20 protein-coding genes are annotated in these 26,694 nt (G+C 55.6%); 6 read left to right on the top strand and 14 right to left on the bottom strand.

The window, feature by feature from the left end; all coding sequences use genetic code 11:
- Window positions 1-175 precede the first annotated feature (175 nt).
- On the top strand, window positions 176-616 hold the full coding sequence (locus G565_RS0121595) for a hypothetical protein (protein WP_028672636.1): 441 nt from the start codon (window positions 176-178) through the stop codon (window positions 614-616).
- 20 nt (window positions 617-636) lie between these two features.
- On the opposite strand, the gene G565_RS0121590 is transcribed toward G565_RS0121595, so the two are convergent.
- From G565_RS0121590 to G565_RS0121580, 3 genes are all read right to left on the bottom strand, one after another.
- Complete coding sequence (locus G565_RS0121590) at window positions 637-1,632, bottom strand: alpha/beta hydrolase (RefSeq protein ID WP_028672635.1); 996 nt, start codon at window positions 1,630-1,632, stop codon at window positions 637-639.
- 76 nt (window positions 1,633-1,708) lie between these two features.
- Entirely contained in the window at window positions 1,709-3,127 is a 1,419-nt protein-coding gene (locus G565_RS25505) for a DUF3482 domain-containing protein (protein WP_051208415.1), read from the bottom strand.
- A complete protein-coding gene (locus tag G565_RS0121580; RefSeq protein ID WP_028672634.1) occupies window positions 3,124-4,386 on the bottom strand; it encodes a DUF2868 domain-containing protein in 1,263 nt (420 codons plus the stop codon). Before G565_RS0121580 ends, G565_RS25505 begins: the two co-directional genes overlap by 4 nt.
- Before the next feature lie 174 nt (window positions 4,387-4,560).
- Here G565_RS0121580 and G565_RS0121575 point away from each other — a divergent pair, with 174 nt between their 5' ends.
- A complete protein-coding gene (locus G565_RS0121575) occupies window positions 4,561-4,869 on the top strand; it encodes an isoamylase early set domain-containing protein (RefSeq protein ID WP_028672633.1) in 309 nt (102 codons plus the stop codon).
- A gap of 14 nt (window positions 4,870-4,883) precedes the next feature.
- Here G565_RS0121575 and G565_RS25500 read toward each other — a convergent pair whose 3' ends face one another.
- A complete protein-coding gene (locus tag G565_RS25500) occupies window positions 4,884-5,819 on the bottom strand; it encodes a LysR family transcriptional regulator (protein ID WP_051208413.1) in 936 nt (311 codons plus the stop codon).
- A 100-nt stretch (window positions 5,820-5,919) separates the two neighbouring features.
- Here G565_RS25500 and G565_RS0121565 point away from each other — a divergent pair, with 100 nt between their 5' ends.
- Both G565_RS0121565 and G565_RS25490 read left to right on the top strand, forming a co-directional pair.
- The gene (locus G565_RS0121565; protein WP_028672632.1) at window positions 5,920-7,155 is read left to right on the top strand and encodes an MFS transporter; all 1,236 of its coding nucleotides are present in this window, start codon (window positions 5,920-5,922) and stop codon (window positions 7,153-7,155) included.
- A 33-nt stretch (window positions 7,156-7,188) separates the two neighbouring features.
- Entirely contained in the window at window positions 7,189-8,205 is a 1,017-nt protein-coding gene (locus G565_RS25490) for an endonuclease/exonuclease/phosphatase family protein (RefSeq protein WP_051208411.1), read from the top strand.
- A gap of 16 nt (window positions 8,206-8,221) precedes the next feature.
- Here the strand turns inward: G565_RS25490 and ppsA are convergent, their stop codons facing one another.
- The gene (ppsA, locus tag G565_RS0121555) at window positions 8,222-10,594 is read right to left on the bottom strand and encodes a phosphoenolpyruvate synthase (RefSeq protein WP_028672631.1); all 2,373 of its coding nucleotides are present in this window, start codon (window positions 10,592-10,594) and stop codon (window positions 8,222-8,224) included.
- Window positions 10,595-10,805: 211 nt separating this feature from the next.
- Here ppsA and ppsR point away from each other — a divergent pair, with 211 nt between their 5' ends.
- On the top strand, window positions 10,806-11,639 hold the full coding sequence (ppsR, locus tag G565_RS0121550) for a posphoenolpyruvate synthetase regulatory kinase/phosphorylase PpsR (RefSeq protein ID WP_028672630.1): 834 nt from the start codon (window positions 10,806-10,808) through the stop codon (window positions 11,637-11,639).
- A 205-nt stretch (window positions 11,640-11,844) separates the two neighbouring features.
- On the opposite strand, the gene G565_RS0121545 is transcribed toward ppsR, so the two are convergent.
- From G565_RS0121545 to G565_RS0121530, 4 genes are all read right to left on the bottom strand, one after another.
- On the bottom strand, window positions 11,845-13,980 hold the full coding sequence (locus tag G565_RS0121545) for a M4 family metallopeptidase (protein WP_028672629.1): 2,136 nt from the start codon (window positions 13,978-13,980) through the stop codon (window positions 11,845-11,847).
- Window positions 13,981-14,452: 472 nt separating this feature from the next.
- The gene (gene cfa / locus G565_RS0121540) at window positions 14,453-15,664 is read right to left on the bottom strand and encodes a cyclopropane fatty acyl phospholipid synthase (protein WP_051208409.1); all 1,212 of its coding nucleotides are present in this window, start codon (window positions 15,662-15,664) and stop codon (window positions 14,453-14,455) included.
- 275 nt (window positions 15,665-15,939) lie between these two features.
- A complete protein-coding gene (locus G565_RS0121535) occupies window positions 15,940-16,821 on the bottom strand; it encodes an AEC family transporter (protein ID WP_028672627.1) in 882 nt (293 codons plus the stop codon).
- 39 nt (window positions 16,822-16,860) lie between these two features.
- Complete coding sequence (locus G565_RS0121530; RefSeq protein ID WP_028672626.1) at window positions 16,861-17,463, bottom strand: DUF998 domain-containing protein; 603 nt, start codon at window positions 17,461-17,463, stop codon at window positions 16,861-16,863.
- 655 nt (window positions 17,464-18,118) lie between these two features.
- On the opposite strand from G565_RS0121530, the gene nhaD reads away from it, so the two are divergent.
- On the top strand, window positions 18,119-19,477 hold the full coding sequence (gene nhaD / locus G565_RS0121520) for a sodium:proton antiporter NhaD (RefSeq protein ID WP_028672624.1): 1,359 nt from the start codon (window positions 18,119-18,121) through the stop codon (window positions 19,475-19,477).
- A gap of 55 nt (window positions 19,478-19,532) precedes the next feature.
- Here nhaD and G565_RS0121515 read toward each other — a convergent pair whose 3' ends face one another.
- The 5 genes from G565_RS0121515 to G565_RS25485 all read right to left on the bottom strand — a co-directional run.
- Window positions 19,533-19,871 carry a carboxymuconolactone decarboxylase family protein gene (locus G565_RS0121515; RefSeq protein ID WP_028672623.1) on the bottom strand — a complete coding sequence of 113 codons (339 nt, stop codon included), beginning with the start codon at window positions 19,869-19,871 and terminating at the stop codon, window positions 19,533-19,535.
- A gap of 157 nt (window positions 19,872-20,028) precedes the next feature.
- Entirely contained in the window at window positions 20,029-21,492 is a 1,464-nt protein-coding gene (gene putP, locus G565_RS0121510) for a sodium/proline symporter PutP (protein WP_028672622.1), read from the bottom strand.
- A gap of 291 nt (window positions 21,493-21,783) precedes the next feature.
- Window positions 21,784-24,969, bottom strand: a complete 3,186-nt coding sequence (putA, locus tag G565_RS0121505) for a bifunctional proline dehydrogenase/L-glutamate gamma-semialdehyde dehydrogenase PutA (protein ID WP_211227255.1) — start codon at window positions 24,967-24,969, stop codon at window positions 21,784-21,786.
- A gap of 376 nt (window positions 24,970-25,345) precedes the next feature.
- Complete coding sequence (locus tag G565_RS0121500) at window positions 25,346-26,095, bottom strand: helix-turn-helix domain-containing protein (RefSeq protein WP_037341089.1); 750 nt, start codon at window positions 26,093-26,095, stop codon at window positions 25,346-25,348.
- Window positions 26,096-26,382: 287 nt separating this feature from the next.
- The coding region (locus G565_RS25485) for a transposase domain-containing protein (protein ID WP_037341062.1) at window positions 26,383-26,694 on the bottom strand (312 nt) is incomplete at its 5' end.

Here is a 26,694-nt window from a genome sequence, read left to right as displayed (position 1 = left end):
CCAGAGCCATGAGTTGGGGCGCGAAGTGTAAGCGACCCGGGTACCGTTTTCCAGATTCAACGCAGACATTACAGCGTTCAAATTGGCTTGAATACCGGCTAGACTGCCTCCTGCGATTCATGAACAGGGCCGTTCAGCATCGATACACCCACTGACTAGTTTTGAGGATGCTTCCATGAAAAAGATCGTGATCGCTGCCACCCTGGCCGCTGCCACCCTGGCCAGTACTGCCTATGCAGGCGGACGCGGGGGCGCTGAGCTGGGTCTGGCTTCCTACGGTGGTGGTGTCGGCTTCATCGGCGCCATTGGTTTTCCAATCCGTGTTCCCGCCTTTCAGAACAACGGCCTGAACACTTACGGTGAGCTGGAACTGGGCGCCGGGTTCGCTGACGAAGTCGCTATCGGTGGCGATCTGTCACTGGGCTTATTGTTCCCACTCGATGCCGGACTGGACCTCTACGCCAGCCTGGGCCCGGGTATTGGGGCTGATCCGGATGCCGACTTCGGTCTGGCTGCCGAAGTTGGCCTGAATATCCTGATCAACAACCGCATCCTGTTCATTGAAGGTGGCGCACACCCTGGCAATAGCTACTTCACGGTTGGGCTGCACTTCTAAAACTGGCAGCAAACGCCGGGTTACACCTGTGGTGAACCTGGCGCACCAGTGGCCACAATGGCCTGCTCTTCCAGAAATGCAATCACCTGGCTGATGCTCGTATCGGTGCGATGCGGTGCAACGATGTCACCTGTGAATACGTGATTTGACTCCCCTTCCACACCCTCGATTCGAATGCGCTGCTTCACCGGGGAACCCCATTCATCAAAAACACGATCTGTGTATTTTGCACTGACCACCTGATCATCGGTACTGTATAAAAACAACGAAGGCACCCGGATACTGTTCAAATCGCTTTTGCGCACCGCAACCACCAGCGCTTGCAGTTCATGCAAGACACGGGTCGGATAGCAATGCGTCCAGTATTTCCCGTTCAATTCTCCCGCCGGTTCCCAGCCGTATTCATTGCCAGCGATCAGGCGCATCCAGTAGCTCGACCAGGGCCAGCCAAACAGCTTCATCGCCCAGTGCCGGGGTTGATAGTTGGGGGCAAAAAGCACCATGGCCGCCAGCGCTTTTTGCGCCGATGGCTGCTGCGCCAGCCAGGTAGACAGAGTGCCGCCCGTAGAGCAACTGATGACAATGACCCTATCCCCGAGTGACCGGGCAATTTGCCAGGCTTCTGCCGTGTCTTTTAGCCAGTCGCCCGCTCGCGCTTTACCCAGACTCTCGCCATCGAGCCCATGGCCGGTCAGGCGAGCGCCGTAGTAATTTGCGCCAATGGCCTCGGCGACTCGTTCAGGTATGGGCGCCAGTTCCTGACGGGTGGCGGAGAAACCGTGCAAATAGAGCACTACCAGAGGCGTCTTGGCGGGGACCGCCGGGTTCGCGAAACGCACGTGCTTTTCTGCGCCTTCAGTTACCGCCCCCAGCGACTGCTCGGACTCAGCCAGCCAGTTAGCCAGACCACCCAACTCAACCGGCAATTCATCGGCAACCCATTGCAGCATGACTCGCGGGCGTGGGCCCAATACGATCAACAGCACGACCACCAGGGTCAGCACAATCCAGATCACGTTTCGGCGTCCTTAAAACAGTTGATAAACCAGTATGACCAGCAAATGGTATCACAGGAATAACCGTTAACTAACATTAGTCAGACTCAGGTTTATCCATTTGCTCCCCCAGCGCAAGAATAAGGCCCATCAACTGGCTTTGTTCACTCTCCGTCAAGGATCGCTTCATCATTTTTCGAACCCAGTACACCCATTGAACTTGCTGTTTGCGCCCAAGCCCGTCCAACCAACGACTCAGGTCCGACTGTTTGAGCATGACGGCATCGCGCCGGGCGTGGTTTCGACAGCGCATCTGATACCAGCTGCGCAAGCTCCGACCGGCCAGTGCCAGGGCGAATTCCAGATTGGAAACCGGGCCCAACTGCCATTGCTCATACCCGGGCACTCGAGACAACACCTCAAAGCTCAGGGGGTCGCGACCGGCGAAGCCACCTGCCAGACCACCCAGTGTTCCTCCTACCACAGCACCGAGCAGTAACGACGCCCCGCCAACAGCTGCATCAACAACCAGACCCGAGGCAGCCCCGGCTGCACCGCTAAGCGACGCCAACCGGGCACGCGACAACCCCCAGGCACGCCATTCGTGTGCATCGAGCAGATCATCGGTTGCCAGCGATTGCCATTCACCTTTCCAGTCAAGTTTACGGTGACCGTAGTACTCAGCAAGCGTCCCTTGCAACTGCTGCTCCTGACGCTGTATATCGCGGTTGAATTGCGCCAGCCCTTGCGTCTTCAGTTGCTCTTTCGGCCCGGCCAGGGGTAATCGCAAGCGGTGTTGCAACACGTTCTGCAAGTATAAAACCAGGGCTTCGGCACTGTGCTGGTGACGTTGCTGACGTTGCTCCGACAATGCCTCGACACTGCGTTTCAGCCCGTCACGCCAGGGCAAATGAATCTCAGCCATGCTGCGCAGCAGCGCAAGATGAGACTCAAAGGGTGCTTGCAACGGGTTAAAGGTACGTACCAGTGAGAAATACTGCTGCAACGCCACTTGCCAGTCGGCTTCATTGCCGGTTTCCCGCATGGGGTTAAGCAGGGCCAGCCGCGGCTGAGCTGTCCAGGACAGCACCGTTAATTCGGCTTCGAAGGTGGCATCAAAGCGCTGGCTGGTATCGACAACGTAGACGATGCCGGCCCCCGCCAAAACAGGCACCAGCAAGGCACAGTCGTCGGCAAATTTGGGGTCATGACGATGCTCCCCGACAAACCGCCGCAACGCGTCGGGTCGACCTGCGGCACTGTCACTGTGCCGCTCGCACCAGTCGATGATCTGTCGTGCTCGCTGAAACCCGGGTGTATCAATCAACTCGTATAGCACGGTCTGCCCGAACATCAGCTGATAGCGATGCGCCTCCCGTGTGGTGCCGCTGACAGGAGACACCGCGATATGATCGTCCTGGGTCAGGGTGGACACCAGACTGGATTTACCCTGGTTCGGGTGACCAACCACGGCAAAAACCGGGGTTAGCGCTGTGGAACTCGAGTTGGTGGTCATGGGCGCGACTTCCCTTTCTCCTGCGCATTCGCTCCCTCATCGAGCCAGTAGAGGCGCGCCGGCAACTCCTGATTGCTGACAAAGCCTTGCCAGCTGTGACGCTCATTGATCCGTTGTTCAGACCCGGCCTCTGCCAAACTGTGCAACAACACCTTCACCTCTTTGTGGGTCCCGGCGCTGAGCGTAATCAGGTCAGCAAGATCGCCGGTTGGCACAGCCCGGGCCGACACCACCCAGACCGGCTCTTCCTGTTCTGTGTGTTGCATCACCGTTGCCTCGTCTTGCGACAAACTGCCACGCCCGATAACCACTGACCCCTGTGGCAGGTTTATGGGCGGGTCCTGCCAGACCATGACTGGCACCCCCGAAATCAGCGGGGCATTATCGAGATCCTTATCGCCGGGCGTGAAGACACCGGGTTGTTCTGGCGTGAGCGATTCGAAATGCAATGCCTGCGGACGCTGCTGCTCATAGCGCTGATGCAGGGTGCGGTTCCAGCGCGGCCAGCTCGCCAACCTGCGTCGCAAAATCAACTGATTGATCAGCAACGCAACGAGAACCGGAATCACAACCCAGAGCAGCGTCACCTGCGTCAGCCAGACAGCCCAGTACTCGGAAAAGTTCAGCAATTGAGTTTCCCAGCCGGTAATACTGCCCGCCTGTGACGCACTGATCGCCAATGGCTCGGGAACATCAAGCAGCCCGAGCGTCAGCATCGCAAACACATCATCCACTCTGGCCGATGCCCCCTGCAATGACGTGCTCCAATAGAAAATCAACTGCCGGGTGAGCAACATCAGCCACATCCAGGCCAGGCCAGAGACCACATACAACGCCTGTGCTTTTAAGCTTTGGGCCGCACACCAGGCCGCTATGACGGCATCGTCTTCTGCACTGAGCCAATAGCGCCACCAGGGACTGCGCTTACGCCACCAGGCATTCAGCAGTGTCCATATCAGTACTAGCAGTGGCGCTAGCCAGAACACCAGTAGAAAAATCAGCATGTGTATGCCGCTGCCATCGGGCCAGACCATAAGACCACTGAACGCCAGAATACCGTTGATCAGACCCAACCAGAACAGCCAGGAAAACAGGCCTATCGCAGGCTGTGCAGGCCATTGTCGGGCGCTGGCCAGAAATGCCGGCCAGTTGTCGTAAGACGAGCCCGAACTGACGCCAGGCTCGGCACGCAACCAGCGCAGCCCCCAGTCGACGGCCTGATTGGTGGATACCCGAATGGGCGGTTGTGAAATCGTCATGAATTCCTATTAAGATCGCTGGAATGATCCAGCCTGTTTCAACCATAAACACAGCAATGGCCCGAGTTTAGCAAGGAGCATCGCAGGCGTCGCCTGCCCATTGGCGAGATTTCATTCCCGTTACTATGCTTTGGCGACAGAGGCTTCGTTCGTTCACCGATAAAGGAAGATTCCATGACCGTCAAGAAACGCTACCTCACCTCCAAACCTGAGTGCCGCTGTACCTTTGTACTGCCAGCTGAGGCTGCGCGCGAGGCCAGCACCGTTGCACTGGCGGGCGATTTTAACGACTGGTCGACCACCAGTCACCCGATGAAAAGGCTGAAGTCCGGTGATTTCAAAATCGAAATCAACCTGCCCGTCGGCCAGCAGTATCAGTACCGTTTTTTCACCGACCAGGGTACCTGGGAAAATGACTGGAGTGCTGAAGCTTATGTTCCTGCTTCGGGGTTGGCTGTCGACAACAGCCTGGTAACCGTATAGCCGGCTGCCTGTTTTCAGAGCACCGAGTCCGTTATTGGCGGTACTATGCCCTGCATTCGGGCCATAAAAAACTCAGTAAAGGCTTCGACTTTGGGCTGACGCAGACGAACCTGATGAATGTAATAATAGCTGTCCAGTCCGTCGTACCAGTATGACTCCAGTACCGGTACCAGGCGGCCAGCGTTGACGGCCTGACTCACCGCTGGCATATCGGGCGAGGCATTGATCAGTCCAAGGCCTTGAAGACACAACTCCAAATGTCCGGTACTGGTGCGCACCGGAGCTTCCATGCGCGTGTGCGGAAAACCACCGTCCTCGACGGCCCCTCCCCTGACGACTAAAAAATCGTTGGGTTCATCGTGCAGTTGAGGAACGACCCGGTGCGCGGCCAGATCGGCCGGATGCAGCGGAACACCAAATTGAGCCAGGTACTCAGGGCTTGCATAGATACCGGTTATCAACCGTTTTAACCGACGCCGAACCAGGCCGGGGAAACGATCCCCCAGATACCGGCCCACGCCCCAGACTACATCAAATGAATGGCGGGTCGGATCCAGCAAGGCGTTGACTGCATCCACTTCCACATCAATGTTCGGATAAGCGCGCCTGAATTCTGCCAGAAAGGGAATGATGGTCGCTTGCAGCGGTTGTTCCATTCCCACCACCCGAAGGCACCCGGCCGGTTCTTTGTTTCGGCCGGAAACCCACTCAGCCAGATTATCCTGTTCGCGCAGCACCTGTTCAGCCCGCGCTAAAAAGTCGGAACCAAATTCAGTCAGACGAACCCGTCGGGTCGTGCGTTCAAATAACGACTCCCCCAGTGACCGTTCCAGAGCCGCTATGTGTTTGCTCAGCGCCATGGTACTGAGCTGCCGCTGTTGTGCCGCCCTGGTAAAACTGCCCTCGCCAGCGACGGCCCTGAATGAGACCAGCCATTCGGTTTTCAACACATTTATAAACCTGTGGTTTAGATAACTTAATTTTAATGCCTATTAATTAGGCAATCACCAGAGCGTAGAGTGTCCGGAAAATAAACACAAGGACTCCGCCATGACACTGATTCAACGATTGAGTGTGCATCACTCCCTGAAGGGACTGGCCATTGGTTTTTTTCTGACGGTTCAAACGCTGTTTTTGCAAGAGAAAGGGCTGACCCTGTGGCATCTGGGAATATTATTTGGCGCTTTCAGCGTTAGTGCCGCTTTGCTGGAACTACCACTTGGCCTGGCAGCCGATCGAGTGGGACGAATCCGTCTCTATGCCTGGGCTCGACTGGTTGGTTTACTGGGTACAATGCTGGCCATCTTTGTCGATCAATTCTCGCTGTTGTTAGGCGTTATGGCGTTGTTAGGGGCAAGTAGGGCGCTAGACTCCGGGAGCATCGAGGCCTGGCAAAGCGAGCAGCTACAGCAAACAGAGTCGGCGGCGGCACTACCAAGAAGACTCGCCGGTTTTCATTCGCTCAGTGCTCTAGCCATGGCCGGCGGAGCCCTCGCAGGGGGTTACCTCGCAGATGCAATGACACCCTGGACCCCTGAGAACATGCAGCCGACCGAATGGAACCTGATCGCTCAGGCGATCATCACGCTACTGCACCTGCTACTCATTCCCGTGCTGTTTTGCGAACCGGCAGTTATTCCAACTACACGCTCTGGAATTCTTGCGCCCCGTATGAAGCCAGCGCTGATGCTAGCCTGGCAGTTGCGGCCAGTGCGTCGCCTGCTGGGTGTTGCCTTATCTCTCGGTATGCTGCTTTTCGCATTGGAAACCTACTGGCAACCGCGAGCCTTTGCGTTGGCGCCAAGTGCCGGTTACGCCGTGTTCGGTTGGCTGGTCACCGGGTATTTTCTCGCCGCTGCAGCCGGACCCGCGCTGCTGGCTAGCCTGCTGAAACGCTGCTCCGTCTCTTCCGACCGCATAATGGTCGTGACCTTATTGCTGATATCGCCCGCACTGACCGCACTGGCGCTGCAGTCTACCCTGCCCGGTTTTGCCAGCGGGTACCTGGGGGTAATGCTGATTGCAGCTATGCTGTCAGTCCCGATGGAAGCATTAATTGCTGAACATGTGCCGGGTCCAGTGCGCTCCACACTGTACAGCTTGCTCAGCCTCGCTTTGCAAGCAGGCGGTGTAATCCTGTTGGTCGGTCTGTCCTGGCTGGTACCTATACTCGGGATTGAGGGGTTCTGGCTAGCTCTGGCAGCGATGCTACTACTGGTGGGTATCTGTGCCCACCTTGACTTACACCGCGAGCGGAAAGCTGCAAACGCCAGGGCGAAACCGTAGACTGGTGCCATTGACGGTGAACAAGGATCACAGGTGGATAGATTTCGTCTGGCAACCTACAACGTTGCACTCAACCGGCCTCACGCTGGCGATCTGGTGGCTGAATTGAACGGTGAACCCAGCGCTCAGGTTTCGGCTCTTCTACAGGTGATGGCCAGCGTAGATGCCCAGGTTTGGGTCATTAATGAACTGGACTATGACCCGGAGCAACGTGCGTTATCAGCGCTTCAGGCGCAGCTTCACCGGGCGGGGATGGATTTCCCTCATGTCTACACGGCCCCGGTTAATACCGGCGTTCCATCCGGCCGGGATCTGGTGAAACAAGACGAGAACCAAACGCAAGAGACGCCATTCGGGTTTGGCGATTTTCCCGGTCAGTATGGCATGGCCGTGTTATCGGCTTTTCCACTTAACGTGGAACACTGTCGTACCTTTCAGACTTTTCTATGGCGAGACATGCCATCGGCGCTGTTGCCAGCCAGACCGGATGGTTCTGCGTTCTACACGGATGACGATCTGGCCGTTCTGCGGTTATCGAGCAAATCGCACTGGGATCTGCCGGTGGCATTGCCTTGCGGACTGTGCCATCTGCTGATCAGCCACCCGACACCGCCCGCATTCGATGGCCCGGAACGGCGCAATGTCTGCCGTAACCACGACGAGATTCGGTTTTGGGTAGATTACATCAATGGGGCGTCCTACATGACAGACGACCGGGGCCACCAGGGAGGGCTGGCACCGGAACAAGCTTTTATTGTTGCCGGGGATTTAAACGCCTCGCCGACCGGTGGCGACAGCCAGCCGGGTGCAATCAGCAGCCTGGTCAATCATTCAGCGATACATACACTCCGGCCGCTGTCTGACCGGGGCGATGATCTCACCGCGCGTTGGCGGCTCAGAGCGGATTACGTTCTGCCATCGACTCAGGTGCCGGTCATCGACACCGGCGTTTTTTGGCCCGGGCCAGGGTCACCGCTCAACACGGCGGTTGAACAGGCGTCCGATCACAGACCGGTCTGGATTGATATAACGGTGCCAGACCGGCTGTGAAATGCCCTTTCCTGATTCAGGACTTGCCGTGATGCTCAGCCAGGTAGACCCAGGTGCTCAAAACGGAATCGGGGTTCAGCGACACCGATTCGATACCCTGATCCATCAGCCACTCGGCAAAGTCGGGGTGGTCTGACGGGCCCTGTCCACAGATGCCGATGTATTTTCCGGCTTTGCGGCAGGCCTGAATGGCCATGCTGAGCAGAATCTTGATGGCATCGTTGCGCTCGTCGAACAGGTGCGCGATGACGCCGGAATCCCGGTCCAGCCCCAGGGTGAGCTGAGTCAGATCGTTCGAGCCGATTGAGAAGCCATCGAAGTATTCCAGGAATTGATCGGCCAGCAAGGCGTTAGACGGCAGTTCGCACATCATGATCAGTTTCAGGTCATCCTGCCCGGACTTCAGATCATTGTCGGCCAGCAGTTCAACCACCTGACGTGCCTCGTCCACCGTGCGCACAAAAGGCACCATGAGCTGAACGTTGGTCAGGCCCATCTCATTACGCACTTTTTTCATGGCCCGGCATTCCAGCTCGAAACACTCCCGGAAGGAATCGTCGATGTAGCGCGACGCGCCGCGAAAACCGATCATCGGGTTTTCTTCCTGAGGTTCGTACTGTGAACCACCGACCAGGTGCGCGTATTCGTTCGATTTGAAATCGGAAAGGCGCACGATCACCGGTTTTGGATAGAAAGCAGCAGCGATGGACGACACGCCTTCAACAATCTTTTCTACATAGAAGTCGACCGGGCTCGCGTAACCTGCCATGCGGTGATCGATGCTTTCGCGCACTTCGACCGGTGCTTCGTCGTAATGCAACAGGGCCTTGGGGTGAACCCCGATCATTCGGTTGATGATGAATTCCAGGCGCGCCAAACCCACACCGGCATTAGGCAGTGACTGGAAGTCGAAGGCGCGATCCGGGTTACCGACGTTCATCATGATTTTGAACGGTAAATCCGGCATGGTGGTCAGGTCGTTCTCTTCCACATTAAATTCGAGCAGCCCGCGGTAGACCCGGCCGGTATCACCTTCGGCGCACGACACCGTGACGTCATCGCCACTGACCAGTTTGTCGGTGGCATCACCACAGCCAACGACGGCTGGAATGCCCAGTTCACGGGCGATAATAGCAGCGTGACAGGTGCGGCCACCCCGATTGGTCACAATGGCTGACGCCCGTTTCATGATCGGCTCCCAGTCCGGATCGGTCATGTCGGTGACCAGCACATCGCCCGCATGCACCTGGTGCATCTGGCTCAGGTCATCAATAACCTTGACCGGACCATGGCCAATGCGCTGGCCGATAGCACGACCGTCGATCAACAGTTTGCCTTTTTCTTTCAGCGCATAGCGTTCAATGACCGTTGCAGAGCCCCGGCTTTTAACCGTTTCCGGGCGCGCCTGAACGATGTACAGCTTGCCATCTTCACCGTCGCGGGCCCATTCAATGTCCATGGGCCGCTTGTAGTGCTTTTCGATGGTCATCGCCTGGTGCGCCAGTTGTTCGACTTCGTCATCACTCAGCGAGAAACGGGACCGGTCGGCGTCAGGCACCTGAACGGTCTCGACCGATTTGCCGGTTTCGGCCGTGGCACCGTAGACCATCTTGATCAGTTTACTGCCCAGTGTGCGCCGCAGAATGCCATGGTGGCCATCGGCCAGAGCGCGTTTGCTGACGTAAAATTCATCGGGGTTTACAGCCCCCTGAACAACAGTTTCACCCAGGCCATAGGCTGCGGTAATGAACACCACCTGATCAAAACCGGATTCGGTATCCATAGTGAACATCACGCCAGAAGCGCCAATATCACTGCGCACCATGCGTTGAATGCCCGCCGACAGAGCGACGTGAGCGTGATCGAAGCCCTGATGCACCCGATATGCGATGGCACGGTCGTTAAACAGGGAGGCAAAGACTTCCTTAATCGCTTGCAGAACTTCATCGATACCGTGAATGTTCAGGAAGGTTTCCTGCTGGCCGGCAAACGACGCGTCCGGCAGGTCTTCGGCAGTCGCTGAGGAGCGCACCGCCAGTGACCGGCCCGGATCTCCGTCGGTCAGTGTCTGGTAGGCAGCCCGGACTTCCTTTTCCAGGCGCTCGGGAAACGGTGCCAGCATGACTTCTTTACGAATCTCGCGTCCCACTTTGGCGAGCGCTTCAACATCATCAACATCCAGTGATGACAGACGCGAGTCAATCCGCTCTTTCAAGCCTTCAAAGGCGAGGAACTCGCGATAAGCCTCTGCGGTTGTTGCAAAACCACCCGGTACCGACACGCCCAGCGCCGACAGATGACTGATCATTTCACCCAGGGAAGCGTTCTTGCCGCCCACAGTGGGTACATCGTGAATACCCAGTTCGGTAAAGTCCTTAACGAATTCCATGCTGATCTCCACGTGCTACTTGATAGGGTTGCCTGCCCTGTTGCCGGGCAGTGCATTCATTAAACCTCAGATTGAGGGTGCTGTGCATTTATTCTGTGAATGATGACCATTACCCAGCGGAATGGCCGGAACCACTATTTAGCCGCTATAGTGTAGGCTATAGGCCACCGGATGTGACCCACCAGATCAGCCCCGATTAAAGGAATTCGTCATGAGTGCCAATCGCCCCGTTTTTTTTATTTCTGACAGCACCGGGATTACCGCTGAAACACTGGGCCACAGCCTGTTGTCCCACTTCGACCGTACCCAGTTTACCGAAACGATCCTGTCATTCATTGATACAGAACAAAAAGCACGCAATGCGGTCGACCGGGTGGCCAAAGCGGCACGCGAATCCGGCTTGCAGCCGGTTATCATTGAAACGATCATCGACCCCAAGATCCGGGCGATCGTTCACGACAGCGATGCCCATACCGTAGACATCATCTCAACGTTTCTCGGGCCCCTGGAGCAATTGCTGGGCCAGGCTTCCAACATCCGCATCGGTCGCCCTGAAGTCTCGGCAGACTACGGTCACTATCAGCGCCGTATGGATGCCATGCAATTCGCCCTGGAAAACGATGATGGCCGTCGACTGCATCACTACGACAAAGCCGACATTATTCTGGTAGGGGTATCCCGCAGTGGCAAAACACCCACCAGCATCTTTCTGGCGTTGCAGGCCAATATTTATGCAGCCAACTACCCACTGACTGACGACGATTTTGAAGAGGCGCGCATGCCCAAAGCACTCGAGCCCTATCGCAACAAGTTGTACGGCCTGAGCATTGACCCTAAACGACTGAATCAGATTCGAGACGGGCGCAAGGCCAACAGCGACTATGCGTCACTGCGCCAATGCGAAGATGAAGTGCGTATGGCTGAAGCTCTGTTCCGTCGGTTCGGCATTCCCTTTATTGATACCACGCGACTGTCGATCGAAGAAATATCCACCCGCATTATTGTCGACAAGGGGTTGCGCGACCGGATTCGATCCGCCACCTGAGGCACTGGGGAAAAGGAAAGGTTCATTCCAAAAAAGGAGCCGAAGCCCCTTCCAAATTGTTGAAAATGACTTCCTGCCTTTTTCAACACACAAAAACCAAACAAGGTGATTCTTCCTGATCTCACAAAACCGATGACTGTCCAGTCACCGGTTTCGCGAGGAATGCGTCAAACACACTGAATGCATTCCACAGTTCAAGGAGCCATTAGTAGTAAGACCAGTTCAAATTGACGCCGGAAAACGAGTCATACGCTCTGATGCCGATTGTCCAGGTACCGGCTTGCGGGCTGGAAAAACGGCACTGTTCGGTATTACCACCACGATACGGCCGGCAATCGTAGTCATTGCGAGTCGGCTCAGCGCCCTGCTTAACATAGAGGTCGGCGTCACCACTGCCATCGGCGATGTCGATATCCAATGCTGACATGCCCGCAGGCACTTCTACGGCATAGTAAAGCCACTGCCCCTGAGTCGCTGACAGGTTTGACTCTGTGCCCGAATCAGGGTTGCCGTCATCGTTGTCCAGTTCGAAATCAGCCCGCAGAGTCACACCCTCATAACCGCGGTAGCCCCGAACCATCACATGATAAACACCGGTTTCGGGCGTGGCGATCGCACAGGATTCCACGTTGCCATCTTTCCAGGGGCGACACTCGTAATTCGAGGTTGTCGGCTCACTGCCAAACCGGGTATACAGATCAGCATCGCCATTGCCGCCGCTGATGCTGATGTTCAAGTCGCGGGCCCCGGAAGGAACGTCCAGCACAAATTGCTGCTCAGACCCCTGGGTACCTTGAAGACCGGTTACCGGCACACCATTTTCCAGCACGGAATCCACCGGATCCGTTGGCGAACAAGCGGTGGTAGATACCCCCACAGTATCGAACGCCTCGACCACGGTGGCCAGGTCATACCCCAGAGTGTCGGTCGCCTCAACAGCACCACAGGCGCCCCCGGCGTAATTTGTGGTTTGGCTCCAGTACATTTGATTGGCCAATACAAAGACATCAAACGCCTGGCGTGTGTCCCAGCCTTCGCTGGTTGCGATCAGGTAAAAGGCACGATTGAATACGCCTGAACTGTGGTGAACATCCATACCGCCGACATAATCCGAGGCATGGCCAATGGAACGCCCATCCTGGGTTGGGTCGTCCATGTACCGAAGGGAACCCTGACCTTTATAAATGTCAGCACCCACCATCCAGTCGTTTGTGCCCTTCATAAAATACTCGGCGGCTTCGCCAGCCATATCAGAGAAGGACTCGTTGATCCCCCCGGACTGGTTAGCATATTGCAAACCGGAGTTCTGTTCAGTGAACCCATGGCTGACTTCGTGCGCCGATACATCCAGGCTGACCAGTGGGTAAAACCGATTCGCGCCGTCGCCAAATGTCATTTGAGCGCCGTCCCAAAAGGCATTCTCGTAGTTGTTGCCGTAATGCACCCGCATTCTTAACTTCTGCGTTAAAGGCGCAGTGTCGTACCACTGCTGGTACATATTGAACACCACATTGCCGAAATAATGAGCGTCGTTCAGTGGTGAATAGGCGCCATTGGTGTAACGATTTTCATTGTTCGGACAGTTAAAGGAAAACACACTGCCACCGCTGGTAGCACCGCCCATATCGATCGTCTCGACATTACCGGTCGACATCCGGCAATTGCTGTCAACTTCCATGGCCGGGTAATCTGTACCGTAGACATACTGGCCTGTCTTCTCATTCCCGCCGGGTCCCGTAGCTTCCTGATGGGCGATCCCATCCCAGTGCTCCAGTACCGCACCTGAGTGGGCATCAATGAAATAGAAAGGACGCGAGGGTTCATCTCCATACTCAACCCAACTGACCAAATACGCCAGGCGCGTTTGATCCTGCTCATCGACATGAATGTACAGTGTCTGATCCTGATTCCTGGCTGCGAACTTCAACAGCTCAACCGATTGGGCGCGGCTGCTTATACCTTGTTGATTGCGCTGGATAACCGCCTGTGTCATGGCTTGATCAACCGCGTCCGTTACCTTAATGGAGGGCACGACTGACGGGACTTCGATGTTCAGACCGGTCAGAACATCACCACTGATGTCGGCGGCAATGCCCTGGCCGGCGCGTGTCACCGTTTGCCCCCAAATGGGAACGCCCTGGTGCCTTTGCTGAAATCGCGTCACGGTTGTCCCACCCGGCAGAGTCCGGCTGTTGACAGTCGTCAACTCCACACCGTTCTGATTCGCAGTGACGCCCTGACTGGTCAGCATGTCTGCGCTTGCGGGCAGGCGGTCTGCTGCCTGAGCACCGGCAACCAAGGTCGCGGCCAGGGTCAGTGTAATCCTCGATAATTGCTTCATATTCCGATTCCTTCTTCTAATTTTTTTGATCCAACGCCAGCGGAGCGCAGTGCACGTCCATGAGGGATCACCTCGTAACAGCAGCACACGCCATCAAGTTCCCTGATGGACTGCGACACTGCTATCAGCGCGTCGGAAATGGGAAGGTAAGACTTCAGAAGACAGGCTAACGGTGACCGCGCCAGACAGGCACACCGTTTCTTTCACAAACCTTGAGCTGAGACAGTCTCAAACTCTGTTCGGAGGTAACCGAACTCCGTTAGAGTGCCGGAATAATTCATTGGACAATACGGATTAACTCGGGTTTTCAGCTATGGCAGGCCACTATTTGCCCGACCTGAGACTGCATTCACAATTTTACCGTTAGATGACTTAACACTGACCGAACTGGTGTTAATATTGCTTAACCCACATGCCGTGATTACCGCTCTGGATGGACAATATCTGCCTGATCCGGGCTCAGCATGACTGCTTAACGCACGCTGCGGTACCCCAACTCTGAGCCCAGTGGCGAATACACTTGCTGCCACAGTTGCCCCTGGCGAGAGCGAAAAAATGCCGCGCAGCTGTACAGGTAAAACATCCACAGCCGCTGAAATCGCTCGTCGTACTGGTGCGACAAATCTGGCCAGGCGCTGTCAACCCGCTCAGCCCAGGCCATCAGTGTGCGGTCATAGTCCGGTCCAAAATTGTGCCAGTCTTCCAGTCGAAACAAACCCAGACTGGCGTTGTTGACTTCGCGTCGTGACGGCACCTTGCCATTGGGAAAAATGTACTTGTTGATGAACGGTTCCGGCGCCGCACTGTCCGCTTCTTCGCCAATGGTGTGCAACAGAAACAGACCGTCTTGAGCCAACAGACGGTGCACGGTTTCGAAGAAGGTGCGATGGTTTTTAGCACCCACATGCTCAAACATGCCGACCGACACGACCCGGTCAAAACGGCCGCTCAAACTGCGGTAATCCGCCAGGCGAATATCTACAGACAAATTCGACAGTTTCTGCCGGGCATAGGCCTGTTGTTCCTGACTGACCGTAACGCCAACAACACTAACCTGATAGTGCCTGGCGAGATGCTCAGCCAGACCGCCCCAGCCACACCCGATGTCCAGCACGGTTTGCCCGGGGTTAAGATTTAGTTTGCGGCAAATCAGATCAATCTTGGCCTGCTGTGCCGTCGCCAGATCAGAGGCCTGCGCCCAATAAGCGCAGCTGTACATCATGCTGTCGTCGAGCATGCGCCGGAACAGGTCATTCCCGATGTCGTAATGTACTTTACCGACGGTGAAGGCGCGGCGATGAGTTTGAAAATTAATCAGCCGATACGCCAAGCCACGAAAGGCATCCCGAAACCGCACCAATGCTGGCATGCGTCCCAGAACCCCGGTTTTGATCAGCCGGGTAATGAGCTCATCTATTCGATAACAGCTCCACCAGCCATCGACATAAGCCTCAGCAAGCCCAACGGATCCCTGTCGCAACAAGCGGCCGTATAACCGGGAGTCATGTACTTGAAGATCCCAGGGGCGGTCGCCCTGAACCCGGATATCAGCGGCATTCAGTACGTTCCTGAGCCATGACGGAGGCGGTGAGTGAGTTGGCGAGGTTAAATGGGAAGCCCTTTTGCCCAGTGCCGGGCGTGCCTCGTTATCCGTTGAATAACGGTGGGTTAATTTGGTCGTCATAATGCTCCCCCTGAATCGGTATTCAGCGAGACAGAGCGCACCCCGTTTTCCGGGGCAACCGAACGATTCGGTGATCAGGGTACTGCTCAACCAACCTATCAAACGGCGGTTAATGGCGACTGTCTCCAGGCTATGAACACACTTCGCCCTCCCAGCTAAGCACTGCATCCGAGGAGTATCAAGCCGGAATGTACAATTTTTGATCTACTCGGGAGCAGTGAATACTCCATTTGATTTATCAGGAGCGGTCATGAGGCAACCGGGACTAAGCGGTCTTAAATCCCGCCCAGCACCCAGGCAAGCACCAGCGGTATCGTCACAATACTCAAGGCATTTGAAAACATCACCATGGCAGCTACCTGTTCCGGCTGTTGGTTGTAGCGCTCTGCAACCAGGTAGTTCAGCACAGCCGGCGGCAAGGCACCAAACAAAATCAGCATAGCCTCCTGCACCGGTGACAAATTCAGCACCAGGGTCAGTGGCCAGGCGACCACTAAACCCAGAATCGGAGAGGCAACCGCACTGATTACACCGATCCGCCAGCCGCTGAGATCCAGATTAACCAGACGGACACCGAGGGCAAACAGCATCAGTGGTACCGCTATGTCACCCAGCAACGCGAGGGAACGGATCAGCCAGTCGGGTAAATGCACGCTAAAGCCGGCAATCGCCAACCCCAGGGCGGCAGCAATGATCATCGGGTTCTTCATGACATGCATCAGGTGAGTTCTGGGGTTGAGCAACCAGGCGCCCACGGTAAAGTGCAGAGTATTCTCGACGATAAATAAAATAACTGCAGCCGGCATGAATGCTTCGCCAAAGGTAAACAGCATCAGCGGCAAGCCGGTGTTTCCACTGTTGCGAAACATCATGGGTGGCACGAAGGTTTTCCAACTGACCCCGAGAGCACGGGCCAGGTAATAGGCGCCGATACCAGGCAGCAAGGTCACCAGGATAGCGCCCAGAGCCAGGGGCGCATAATCACCCAGATCAACCGGACGCGAGGCGAATACGCTGAGGATCAGAAAAGGGGTGAATACATCGATATTAATGCGATTGGCCGCCTCCATGTTTGGCGCATGCTTGCGTCCATAGAGAAAACCGACCAGTACAACCAGAAAAATGGGCACTACGATGCCCGCAATGCGCTCAACCATTGGGCTCAACCCTAACGTTTGGACAGAAGAGAGTCCGTATCACTGTGTTCTTTCAGAGGCCCGACTGCCAACCCGCAGTCGCCAGACCCAAAGGACCCACAAAACCGCAAAATTCATTTCAAACAAGCGTTGCCACAGGCCTGGTAACCAGCCGCGCTGCCAGGCGGCCCATTGCAAGACAAGAAAGGTTAGCACCAGAGTCCCCTTCAGCACCCTCATGCCTTTGATGGAGGTCAACGGAACCAGGCGTACACCGGATACGACTGCCCCTGCGCTCAGAACCCAGATCAGTGTGCTGTGAATCAACTGGTTGCCGCTGCCTGTTGCCGGGCACCCCAGATCACAGGGAAACACCACACTCGCGATGTAGCTGGCGGCAAAAGCGATGGCCCCAAACCGCACCCAGGGGTCCATTTTAGCCGGTTCAAGTGCTTTGCGGGTGGCCTCTACAGCCCCCATCCAGAAAGCACCAATAAGCAGAAAAGCGCCATTGGCAGCCGATCGGTTGGGCATATCGAGGGCACCCAGCTCACTGATGAATTGAACACTGCTGTAATTCGCCACTCTGGCGCCCAGCACCCAGGGCAAAACCACCAACAACAGGGTGGCAAGAATCGACAACATCATGGCTTTGTTTTTCACAGGGTTCCTTTTGATCAGCCGCTGGCAGCGCAGAGCTTACCGGGCCAGACCCGGGTGGTACAGGGCAAGTCACAAACAGATTTTGCTTTCTGGCGGCAGAACTGAATAATAGCGACCTGTTTCGCCCACCTACTACCGGGTTTCGCTTCTGCCATGCTTGCGCTGTTCTTAACCAGACACACCGGAATCGCCCTTCCTGCCGCGCTGCTGTTTCTACTGTTTAGCCTGTCGGGTGCTGCCGTTGCGCATCCCTCATCTGAGCCAGCCTGTCTGAAAGACACTGAAACCTCGCCTGAGCTTGCAGACAATATTCCCTCTTTGCCTGCAGAAACCGGGTTAACGCCTGACGCATCGTTTGACGACCGGCCTGACCCAGCTACAGTGCCCTCCTTGCATACCCTGGCTCGACTGCTATTGGTCGGGACCAAGCCAGCTCCAACGCAAAGCAACCAATACCCTGGCATCTGCCACTGCATGGCCTGGCCACAAGCACCGCCGGAAACTTCAGCTAATCTGTTTGTTTGATTGATCGTTTCTCAATTGAAGTTTCAAGGTGTGTCCAGTTTAGATGTGTGCCGTCGGGCGTATTCACCCGGTGTCGATCACTGGCCGCTGACACCCAAGTCGTCACCCCTGCTATTAATGGAGTGTTAAAGTGCCCCTAGCGTTAATTCTGATCATTGGTATTTTTACTCTCGGCTACCTGGCAATAATTGCCGAACACAGCCTCAAAATTGACAAGACCGCACCGGCCATTATGAGTGCCGTATTGTGCTGGACTGTCTATATTCTGTTCGCGGGCGATCTCATCGCCGTCGATACTCTACCGGCCTGGTTTTTGGAAGAACACGCCAACCTGGACCAGAGCGCGCTGATTCACACCTGGGTCGGCGAACACCAGCTGCTTGGGTTTCTCGGAGAGATCGGCTCCATTCTGTTCTTTCTACTGGGCGCCATGACCATTGTTGAATTTGTGGATGCCTACGGCGGTTTCGCCATTATTACCGATCGGATCAAGGCTACGTCCACAGTGACCCTTTTATGGATGATCGCGGTACTGGCCTTTTTCATGTCGGCTGCACTCGACAACCTGACCACCACCATCGTCATGATTTCGCTGATCCGAAAACTCATTGCCAGTCGACAGGAACGCCTGTTTTTCGCCGGCATGATCGTTGTCGCAGCCAATGCGGGAGGGGCCTGGTCGCCCATCGGGGACGTTACCACGACCATGCTCTGGATCGGCGGACAAATCACGACACTGGCGATCATCAAATCGTTGTTTTTGCCTTCGCTGATTTGCCTGCTGGTACCTATGTTGTACCTGACCTGGTCACTGCGTGGCCAGACGATTCACCCTCCCCAGGCCATGCCCTACAAACAGGATGCGGACCAGGTGACCCGACATCACCGAAATATCATTTTTACTGTGGGTATTCTCGGTTTGCTGTTCGTACCCGTGTTCAAAACGGTCACCCACCTGCCACCTTTTATGGGGATGATGCTGAGCCTCTCGGTGCTATGGGTTGTCAGTGAAATCATTCACCACCGTGCCGACTATGACGACGATACCGAACTGCACATTACCCGGGTGCTAAAACGCATTGACACACCCAGCGTACTGTTCTTTCTGGGCATTCTACTGGCTGTTTCTGCCCTCGAAGCAACCGGATTGCTAGCGTCGCTGGCCAACACACTCGATCAGTCGATAGGAAACATCAATATCATTGTTTTCCTGATTGGCCTGATGTCTGCCATCATCGACAACGTGCCACTGGTCGCTGCAACCATGGGTATGTATGACTTGTCGACCTACCCCACTGATGCGGCCATGTGGGAATTCCTGGCCTACTCAGCCGGAACCGGTGGCAGTTGCCTGATTATCGGATCTGCCGCCGGCGTTGCCGCTATGGGAATGGAAAGGATCAGTTTCTTCTGGTACTTGAAACACATCGCTCCGCTGGCGCTGATGGGGTATGTAGGAGGAGCGCTGTTCTACCAATGGGTTGTCTAATGGCCCCGATAGCGCTGACCTGACGGTCAGCGCCTGGTCGAACAACCGTTACCTCTCAGGAGGCCGTCAGCTCTTCATACACTGACATGGCCTCCCCGGCCTTCATCAGACCCGGGCCGCCGCCCATCTGTATCACAACGCCCAGCATTTCAGTGAACGCTGGCCGGGTCACTCCGAGCTTTACCAATGAACGTACGTGATAACCGATACAGGGTTCACAATTCACGCTGATGGCGATGGCAGTGGCTATCAGCTCCTTGGTCAGATGAGTCAATTCGCCATCCACGTAAGTCGCTTTACCAACCGATTGAAATGCGTCGTACGTTGCCGCTTGCTCTTTACGCAGTGCAATAAGGTGAGGAGTCAGATCATTGGTCTTCTTTAAAATACTCATTCAGTAGCGCTCCAGGGAAGTGAAGCAACCAGTATAGATTGAGTTCCGGAAGATACCCTGAGCTCGATCAATACAACAAAAAAAACCGAGCCATCTGGCTCGGTTTTTTCGGGCAACCCATGTTGCCTCGACTACTTAGCGTGATCTCTGGCCAGACTTAGCCATTCACTTCCTTGAACGTAGCATGCATCTGCTTAGAAGGTTCTTGCGATGCCATACTGCCGACATAGACGGCAATTGCCGAGAACAGGAAGCCCGGTACAATCTCGTACATATCGAACAGTCCACCGGTCATCTGTTTCCAGACAACAACGGTAATACCACCGACCAGTATACCGGCAATGCAACCGACCCGGTTCATGCGATTCCAGTACAACGACAGAATCACTGCCGGACCAAAGGCCGCACCAAAACCAGCCCAGGCGTATGACACCAGTGCCAGTACCGAGCTGTCATCATCCAGCGCAAAGAACCAGGCAACCACAGCAATCAGAACCACGGCCGCTCGGCCAATCTTGATCAGAGAAGCTGGGTCGGCGTCTTTTCTGAAAATCGACTTGTAGAAATCTTCAGTCAACGCGGATGAGGAGACCAGCAACTGGGAATCGGCTGTCGACATAATCGCGGCCAAAATAGCCGCCAGCAAAATGCCTGCAACAAAAGGATGAAACAGGGCCTGTACCAGGCTGATGAAGACGGTTTCACCATCTGGCAGACCCGTGTCAAAGTAGCCAATACCAGCAATACCCACCAACAAGGCACCGGTCATACCCAGGAATGTCCAGGTAACCGCAATGCGGCGCGCACGTTTGACTTCGTTGCGATCTTTGATGCCTTTAAAACGCGCCAGAATGTGCGGTTGGCCAAAATAACCCAGACCCCAGGCCAGCGAGGAAATGATAGCAATCAACCCGAGTGACGAGCCATCAGCATTGGTGAAAATACTGACGAGATTCGGGTTTTTTGCTTCCAGAACGGCCGTCGGGCCATCGCCAATAATGATCAGTGCAAAAACTGGCACTATAATCAATGCAGCCGCCATCAACAGGCCTTGCACAAGGTCTGTCCAGGACACAGCCAGGTACCCGCCAAAGAGGGTGTAGGAAACCACCATGATGGTGCCAATAGTGACTGCCAGGGTGTAATCCCAGCCAAAAACGGTTTCGAACAGCTTGCCGCCAGCCACCAGGCCGGAGCTGGTATAGAACAGGAAGAACAGCAAGATGAAGAAGGCTGAAATGGCGCGAATGGCCACCTTGTCCTCAAAGCGGTTACTGAAATACTGAGGCAGTGTCAGGCTGTCTGACGCGGCCTGAGAGTAGGCGCGCAGTCGCGGTGCGACAATCAGCCAATTCAGATAGGTACCGACCAGTAACCCGATCGCAATCCAGGCTTCGCCCATACCGGAGGCATAGATAGCGCCTGGCAGGCCGAGCAATAACCAGCCAGACATATCTGAGGCACCGGCCGACAATGCCGAAGGCCAGGCACCCAGCGATCGACCGCCCAGAATGTAATCAGAGAGGTCTGTTGTGCGACGATAAGCCCAGAGACCAATCCACATCATACCCGCCAGGTAAATAATAAAGGTCAAACTGACCGCTAAGGTGTTGCTCATAATGTACTCCGAGTTTTAGTTGTTGTGATCGATTATGCTATCGAGCGTTTCTCGTGCTGTTCCCGACTACCGGTCGCTGTCCAGTGCAATGGATTCAACCCGGGTGGCAGAGGCGCGGGTAGCAACTCCACATTCCGGATCGCGTCGGGTCAGTTATTTATGGCCGTTCAGGCGGCCACATTACACAGGGGCCAGTAGCCGGGATTCAACCTTCCGGCCCAGTGTCATTCGCCGGTAAAAAGACCGGCCAAATGATTCCGTTGCCGGGCTGGCAGTACCCGCCCGGCAATAAACTCAGTCATCACTTTCCAGTGACAGCAGGCTCGCGTTACCACCCACTGCCGTGGTGTTGATGGTGCGAACCCGTTCGGTCGCAAAGCGCTTGATGTAGTTTGGACCTCCGGCTTTCGGGCCAGTGCCCGACAACCCGCGACCGCCAAACGGCTGCACGCCAACAACCGCACCAATCTGGTTACGGTTAACGTAACAGTTACCGACCCGGACCCGGGCTTCGATGTATGCGGCCGTCGCTTCATTGCGACTGTGAATGCCCAGCGTCAGGCCATAACCTGTTTTGTTGATGTCGGCGATGACGTTGTCGAGTTCACGAGCCTTGAAGCGATGAATGTGCAGGACCGGACCAAATTGCTCGCGTCCCAGTTCGTGCAAGCCTTCAATGCGAATGGCAACCGGCGGAATAAAATAACCGTGCCGGGTGTGTTCACTCAATTTCGCTTCAGCCAACACCCGGTCTTTCTTACGCCAGCCGTCGACATAGTCGGTCAAGCCCGTCAGCGCTTTCTGGTCAATAACCGGTCCGCAATCGGTCTGATAGTGTTGTGGGTTGCCCATTTCAATTCGGCTCAATGCGCCACCGATCAGTTCAACAATGCGGTCGGCCACGTCGTCTTGTACGCACAAGACACGCAGCGCCGAGCAACGCTGGCCGGCACTGGCAAAAGCAGACCCCATAACATCCGCAACGACCTGTTCAGGCAATGCGGTTGAATCTACGATCATGGCGTTCTGTCCGCCCGTTTCGGCAATAAAGGTGGGCATCGCCCCCGTGCGTTCAGCCAACGTTCGGTTGATCAATTGCGCCGTTTCTGTAGAGCCGGTGAAGGCAATACCGACGAGGCGTTCATCGCTGAGCACGGCGTTGCCGATCACCGGACCTGCGCCCGGCAAATACTGCAGTACCTCACCCGGCACGCCCGCCTGATGAAAGAGCTCAATGGTGCGCCCGGCAATCAGCGACGTACTTTCCGCTGGCTTCGCCAGAACGGTATTGCCCGCTACCAGCGCCGCACAAATTTGACCGGTAAAGATGGCCAGCGGAAAGTTCCAGGGGCTGATGCACAGGAAGACGCCCCGGCCTTCGTAATAATGCTCGTTACTTTCGCCGGTCGGTCCGGGAAGTAACGTGGGTTCGTTCATGTTGTCACGCGCCTGGACCGCGTAGTAGCGACAGAAATCGACGGCTTCACGTACTTCATCAATGCTGTCTTGCAAGGACTTGCCCGCTTCACGGGCACACAGTGCCATGAGTTCAGCGGTATTGGCTTCCAGCAAATCGGCCAGTTTATCCAGGCAGTCAGCGCGTTTGATCGCCGGTGTCCGGTTCCAGCCAAACCAGGCCGAATCAGCAGTAGCCAGGGCCTGCTGCGCCATATCTGCATCGGCAAAGTGCACCTGACCTACCGTCTGACGGGTATCGTAGGGGCTTTTGACGTCAATCACTTCGCTGGTTGAAACGGCGTTACCCGCCAACAAGGGTTTCTGCACCCATTGGGTGTCGTTCCAGGCATCAATGGTTTGCATTAACGGCTCTCGTTCAAAGGCTACGGCAAGGTTGTACCCCTGAGAATTGCGACGGCTGTCACCATAAATTTCAGAGGGACGCAGGATTTTGGGGTTACGGAACACCGCACGGCTTTTCGCCAAATCTACCGGAGAGGACACCAGATCCCCCACGGGAGTCTCAGCGTCGACCAGGCGGTGTACAAACGAGGAATTGGCCCCGTTTTCCAGCAGACGCCGCACCAGGTAGGGCAGCAAATCCTTATGAGCACCCACCGGTGCATAAATGCGTACCCGATGTTTGTCTTCACTGAGCAGCGTGTCGTACAGCGCATCGCCCATACCGTGCAGACGCTGGTACTCAAAATCCCGCTCCGGTCGTTGTCGGGAATACTCGGCCACCACCGCTACGGTGTGCGCGTTGTGCGTTGCAAACTGCGGATAAATCGCGCCATCAGCGTCCGCACTCATCAGATAGCGAGCGCAGGCAATGTACGATACATCCGTATTTTCCTTGCGGGTAAACACCGGGTAATCAGCCAGGCCCAGCACCTGAGCGTGTTTGACTTCAGTATCCCAGTAGGCCCCTTTGACAAGACGCACCGGTATGAGGTCACCCTGCTCTTTGGCGAGGGACGTCAGATACCCCAGTACGGCTAAGGCGCGTTTTGAATAGGCCTGAATGACCAGTCCAAAGTTACCCCACCCCCTGACGGCATCGCTCTGGTACACCTGTTCAAACAGACGCAATGACAACTCCAGACGATCGGCCTCCTCGGCATCGATGGTGATGCCCACGCCCAATCCGCGGGCTTCACTGACCAAATCAGTTACACGCTGGGCAAGCTCGGTCATCACCCATTCCTGATGGGATTCCTCATAGCGCGGGTGCAACGCCGACAGTTTGATCGAAATGGTCGGTTTGGGCGCATCGTTGCCCCACTCGTCCATACCAGCACCCAGAGTCTGGACGGCATTGCGGTAGGACTGAAAATAGCGCTCTGCATCGTGGTCGGTAAATGCGGCTTCACCAAGCATGTCGAACGAATAGGTGTAGCCTTTTTTACGGTAGGACTTGCCGTTCTTAATGGCTTCTTTGATGGTGCGCCCGAGCACAAACTGTTTGCCCATAATGCGCATGGCCTGATTCATTGCCGCACGAATCACCGGCTCGCCTGCCCGGTTAATCAGCTTTGACAACAAATTCGCCGGAGACGTTTCACGGCTGTCGAGCGACGTAACCCGGCCAGTCAGCATCAGACCCCAGGTAGACGCGTTTACCAGCAGCGAATCCGACTTGCCCATGTGGTCTTTCCAGTCGGCTACAGACAGTTTGTCGCGAATCAGGTCATCGGCGGTATCCGGATCTGGCACGCGCATCAGCGCTTCAGCCAGACACATCAGGATGACGCCCTCTTCGTTGTCCAGACTGTACTGCTGCAGCAATTTATCAACCGCGTGGGCTACATCACCCTGGCTGCGAACACGATCCACAATTCGCCGGGCCGTTGACTCTATAGCCTCGGCACCGCCCTCACCGGGTTCGGCAACCTCAACCAGTTGCGCCATGTACTCATCTTCATCGACGGCGTACTGATCCACGATAAACTGAAACCACTGTTGTGGTGTCAGATCCCGATAGTCTCCCGATACTGCCCGAGCGGCGTCAAACTGAGTCATAACCATCCTGCCTGCAATTTAGTTGGCGTTATGCAGACACAGTAGCCGTGACCTTCGCGCAGCGATTGTCAAAAACGGGGCTTTTTTTGTTAAAAAGTACGGAAATGAAGGAAAAACGCAGGACGCAGGACAACAAAAGACGCGGGACATGGACTGACGTAACACCTGAAAAGACGCGAAACAATAAAAGACGTGGGACACTCACTGACGCAGAACCTGCCAAATACCGACGCTCCATCGTCTTTTCGTGTTGAGCGTCTTTTATTGTATTGCGTCCCTTACTGTTTCACGTCAGTCCATGTCCTGCGTCTTTCCATGTCCTGCGTCTTTCCATGTCCTACGTCTTTTGATGTCCTACGTCTTTTATCGCCCTAAGTCAGTTCATCCCCTTCTTACGGATCTGACCCGGCGAGTGCCCTGTGCGGTTTTTAACGGCGTGCGTCAGCGCACTCTGGTTGCTGAAGCCGGTTTCGAGTGCGATATCGGCGATGGAATGGGAAGAGCAGCGTAACAGCCAAATCGCCTGGTCGAGGCGCAGTTTCATCACATACTGATAGGGCGTCATACCAGTGACCTGGCGAAACCGGAGGTGAAACTGGCTGATGCTCATGTGACACAGATCCGCCATCTCCGTCACCGACACTTTTTCCTGCAGCCGGTGGCGGATCATCTGGTCGATTCTCGATAAATCGAACCGCCCGAGGGACTCCTGGCCCGGTACGGCACGGCCTGTCAGGCGCTGGTAGAGGCTGTGGAGCAACAGGGCACTGACGTGTTGCTGCATGTGAGGGTCGTGACCGAACTGATCAATCTCCCGCGCCATCGCGGTCAGCAGGCTGCCAAACTGAGCGTCCAGTTGAAAATAATGGGGGCGATCAAACAGGCGGCACAGCATCTCATGGTCGATGCTGCTGTCAACAGAAGCGTCCGCCGAGAAATCCAGCACCACCATGCGGTTATCGCCCAGGCCCTGAAAGGCATGATCGCTCTGGGTAGGCACCAGGCACCCATTGCCCAGGCACAACTGGTCACCCCCTTCACCCTCAAGCTCAAAAGCGGCGTTCCCCTCGAACCCGAGTACAACCTGATGGTGGCTGTGGTGGTGCCGACCACCCGTTTGAGGCATGGGCTCCAAACGACTCAATCCTCCCAACCACATAACGCACCCCCAGAGGTGTTAAACAGATACCGGCGACAAAAAGGCGTCGACTGCAGTCTCATACCATACGCCCCGTCGCCTCAGCCGCCAAGAGAGATCAGGCTAATGCGGTAATTTGAGCGCGACAAGTGTGCTCCGGGAAAGTGCGACAAAACGCCCCAGAGAAGCGCATCCGCACCAAAATAAAGCGTTTTTGGCTTTCAAGTATCCCGGAAGCGGCGATTTTAAAGGCACAGGCCTTGCAAAGTAACCGGTCATTCTACGGAGTGGTTGCAGGCCATATAAAGATCTGATTGCCTCGGATCAGCAGCGAAGCGTTCTTTCCAAAGTCTTGGTGTCAGATCCTGAACCTCTTTCGCCGGGTGATCACCAACACGCAGTAGCACATCAGTCAGATAGACGTAGGGGTTGATATCGTGCAGCTTGCAGGTAGTGATCAGGCTCTGGATCACACCCACGTGCTCGGCGCCCAGTTCTGACCAACAGAAGAGCCAGTTTTTACGGCCCATCGGTATCGGCCTTAGAGCACGCTCCAGATGATTGGTATCCATTGGCACATCCGGCTC

It is taken from the genome of Saccharospirillum impatiens DSM 12546, from assembly GCF_000423605.1.
Taxonomy (GTDB): domain Bacteria; phylum Pseudomonadota; class Gammaproteobacteria; order Pseudomonadales; family Natronospirillaceae; genus Saccharospirillum; species Saccharospirillum impatiens.
Note: the sequence above shows the minus strand (reverse complement) of the source record. Positions and strands in the feature narration are given on the sequence as shown.

What these genes read in the sequence shown, in the direction of transcription:
- G565_RS0121595 (WP_028672636.1), top strand. Translation starts at nt 176, where the DNA reads ATGAAAAAGATCGTGATCGCTGCCACCCTGGCCGCTGCCACCCTGGCC.
- G565_RS25505 (WP_051208415.1), bottom strand. Translation starts at nt 3,127, where the DNA reads ATGACCACCAACTCGAGTTCCACAGCGCTAACCCCGGTTTTTGCCGTG.
- G565_RS0121580 (WP_028672634.1), bottom strand. Translation starts at nt 4,386, where the DNA reads ATGACGATTTCACAACCGCCCATTCGGGTATCCACCAATCAGGCCGTC.
- G565_RS0121575 (WP_028672633.1), top strand. Translation starts at nt 4,561, where the DNA reads ATGACCGTCAAGAAACGCTACCTCACCTCCAAACCTGAGTGCCGCTGT.
- G565_RS0121565 (WP_028672632.1), top strand. Translation starts at nt 5,920, where the DNA reads ATGACACTGATTCAACGATTGAGTGTGCATCACTCCCTGAAGGGACTG.
- ppsA (WP_028672631.1), bottom strand. Translation starts at nt 10,594, where the DNA reads ATGGAATTCGTTAAGGACTTTACCGAACTGGGTATTCACGATGTACCC.
- ppsR (WP_028672630.1), top strand. Translation starts at nt 10,806, where the DNA reads ATGAGTGCCAATCGCCCCGTTTTTTTTATTTCTGACAGCACCGGGATT.
- G565_RS0121545 (WP_028672629.1), bottom strand. Translation starts at nt 13,980, where the DNA reads ATGAAGCAATTATCGAGGATTACACTGACCCTGGCCGCGACCTTGGTT.
- cfa (WP_051208409.1), bottom strand. Translation starts at nt 15,664, where the DNA reads ATGACGACCAAATTAACCCACCGTTATTCAACGGATAACGAGGCACGC.
- G565_RS0121535 (WP_028672627.1), bottom strand. Translation starts at nt 16,821, where the DNA reads ATGGTTGAGCGCATTGCGGGCATCGTAGTGCCCATTTTTCTGGTTGTA.
- G565_RS0121515 (WP_028672623.1), bottom strand. Translation starts at nt 19,871, where the DNA reads ATGAGTATTTTAAAGAAGACCAATGATCTGACTCCTCACCTTATTGCA.
- putA (WP_211227255.1), bottom strand. Translation starts at nt 24,969, where the DNA reads ATGACTCAGTTTGACGCCGCTCGGGCAGTATCGGGAGACTATCGGGAT.
- G565_RS0121500 (WP_037341089.1), bottom strand. Translation starts at nt 26,095, where the DNA reads ATGCCTCAAACGGGTGGTCGGCACCACCACAGCCACCATCAGGTTGTA.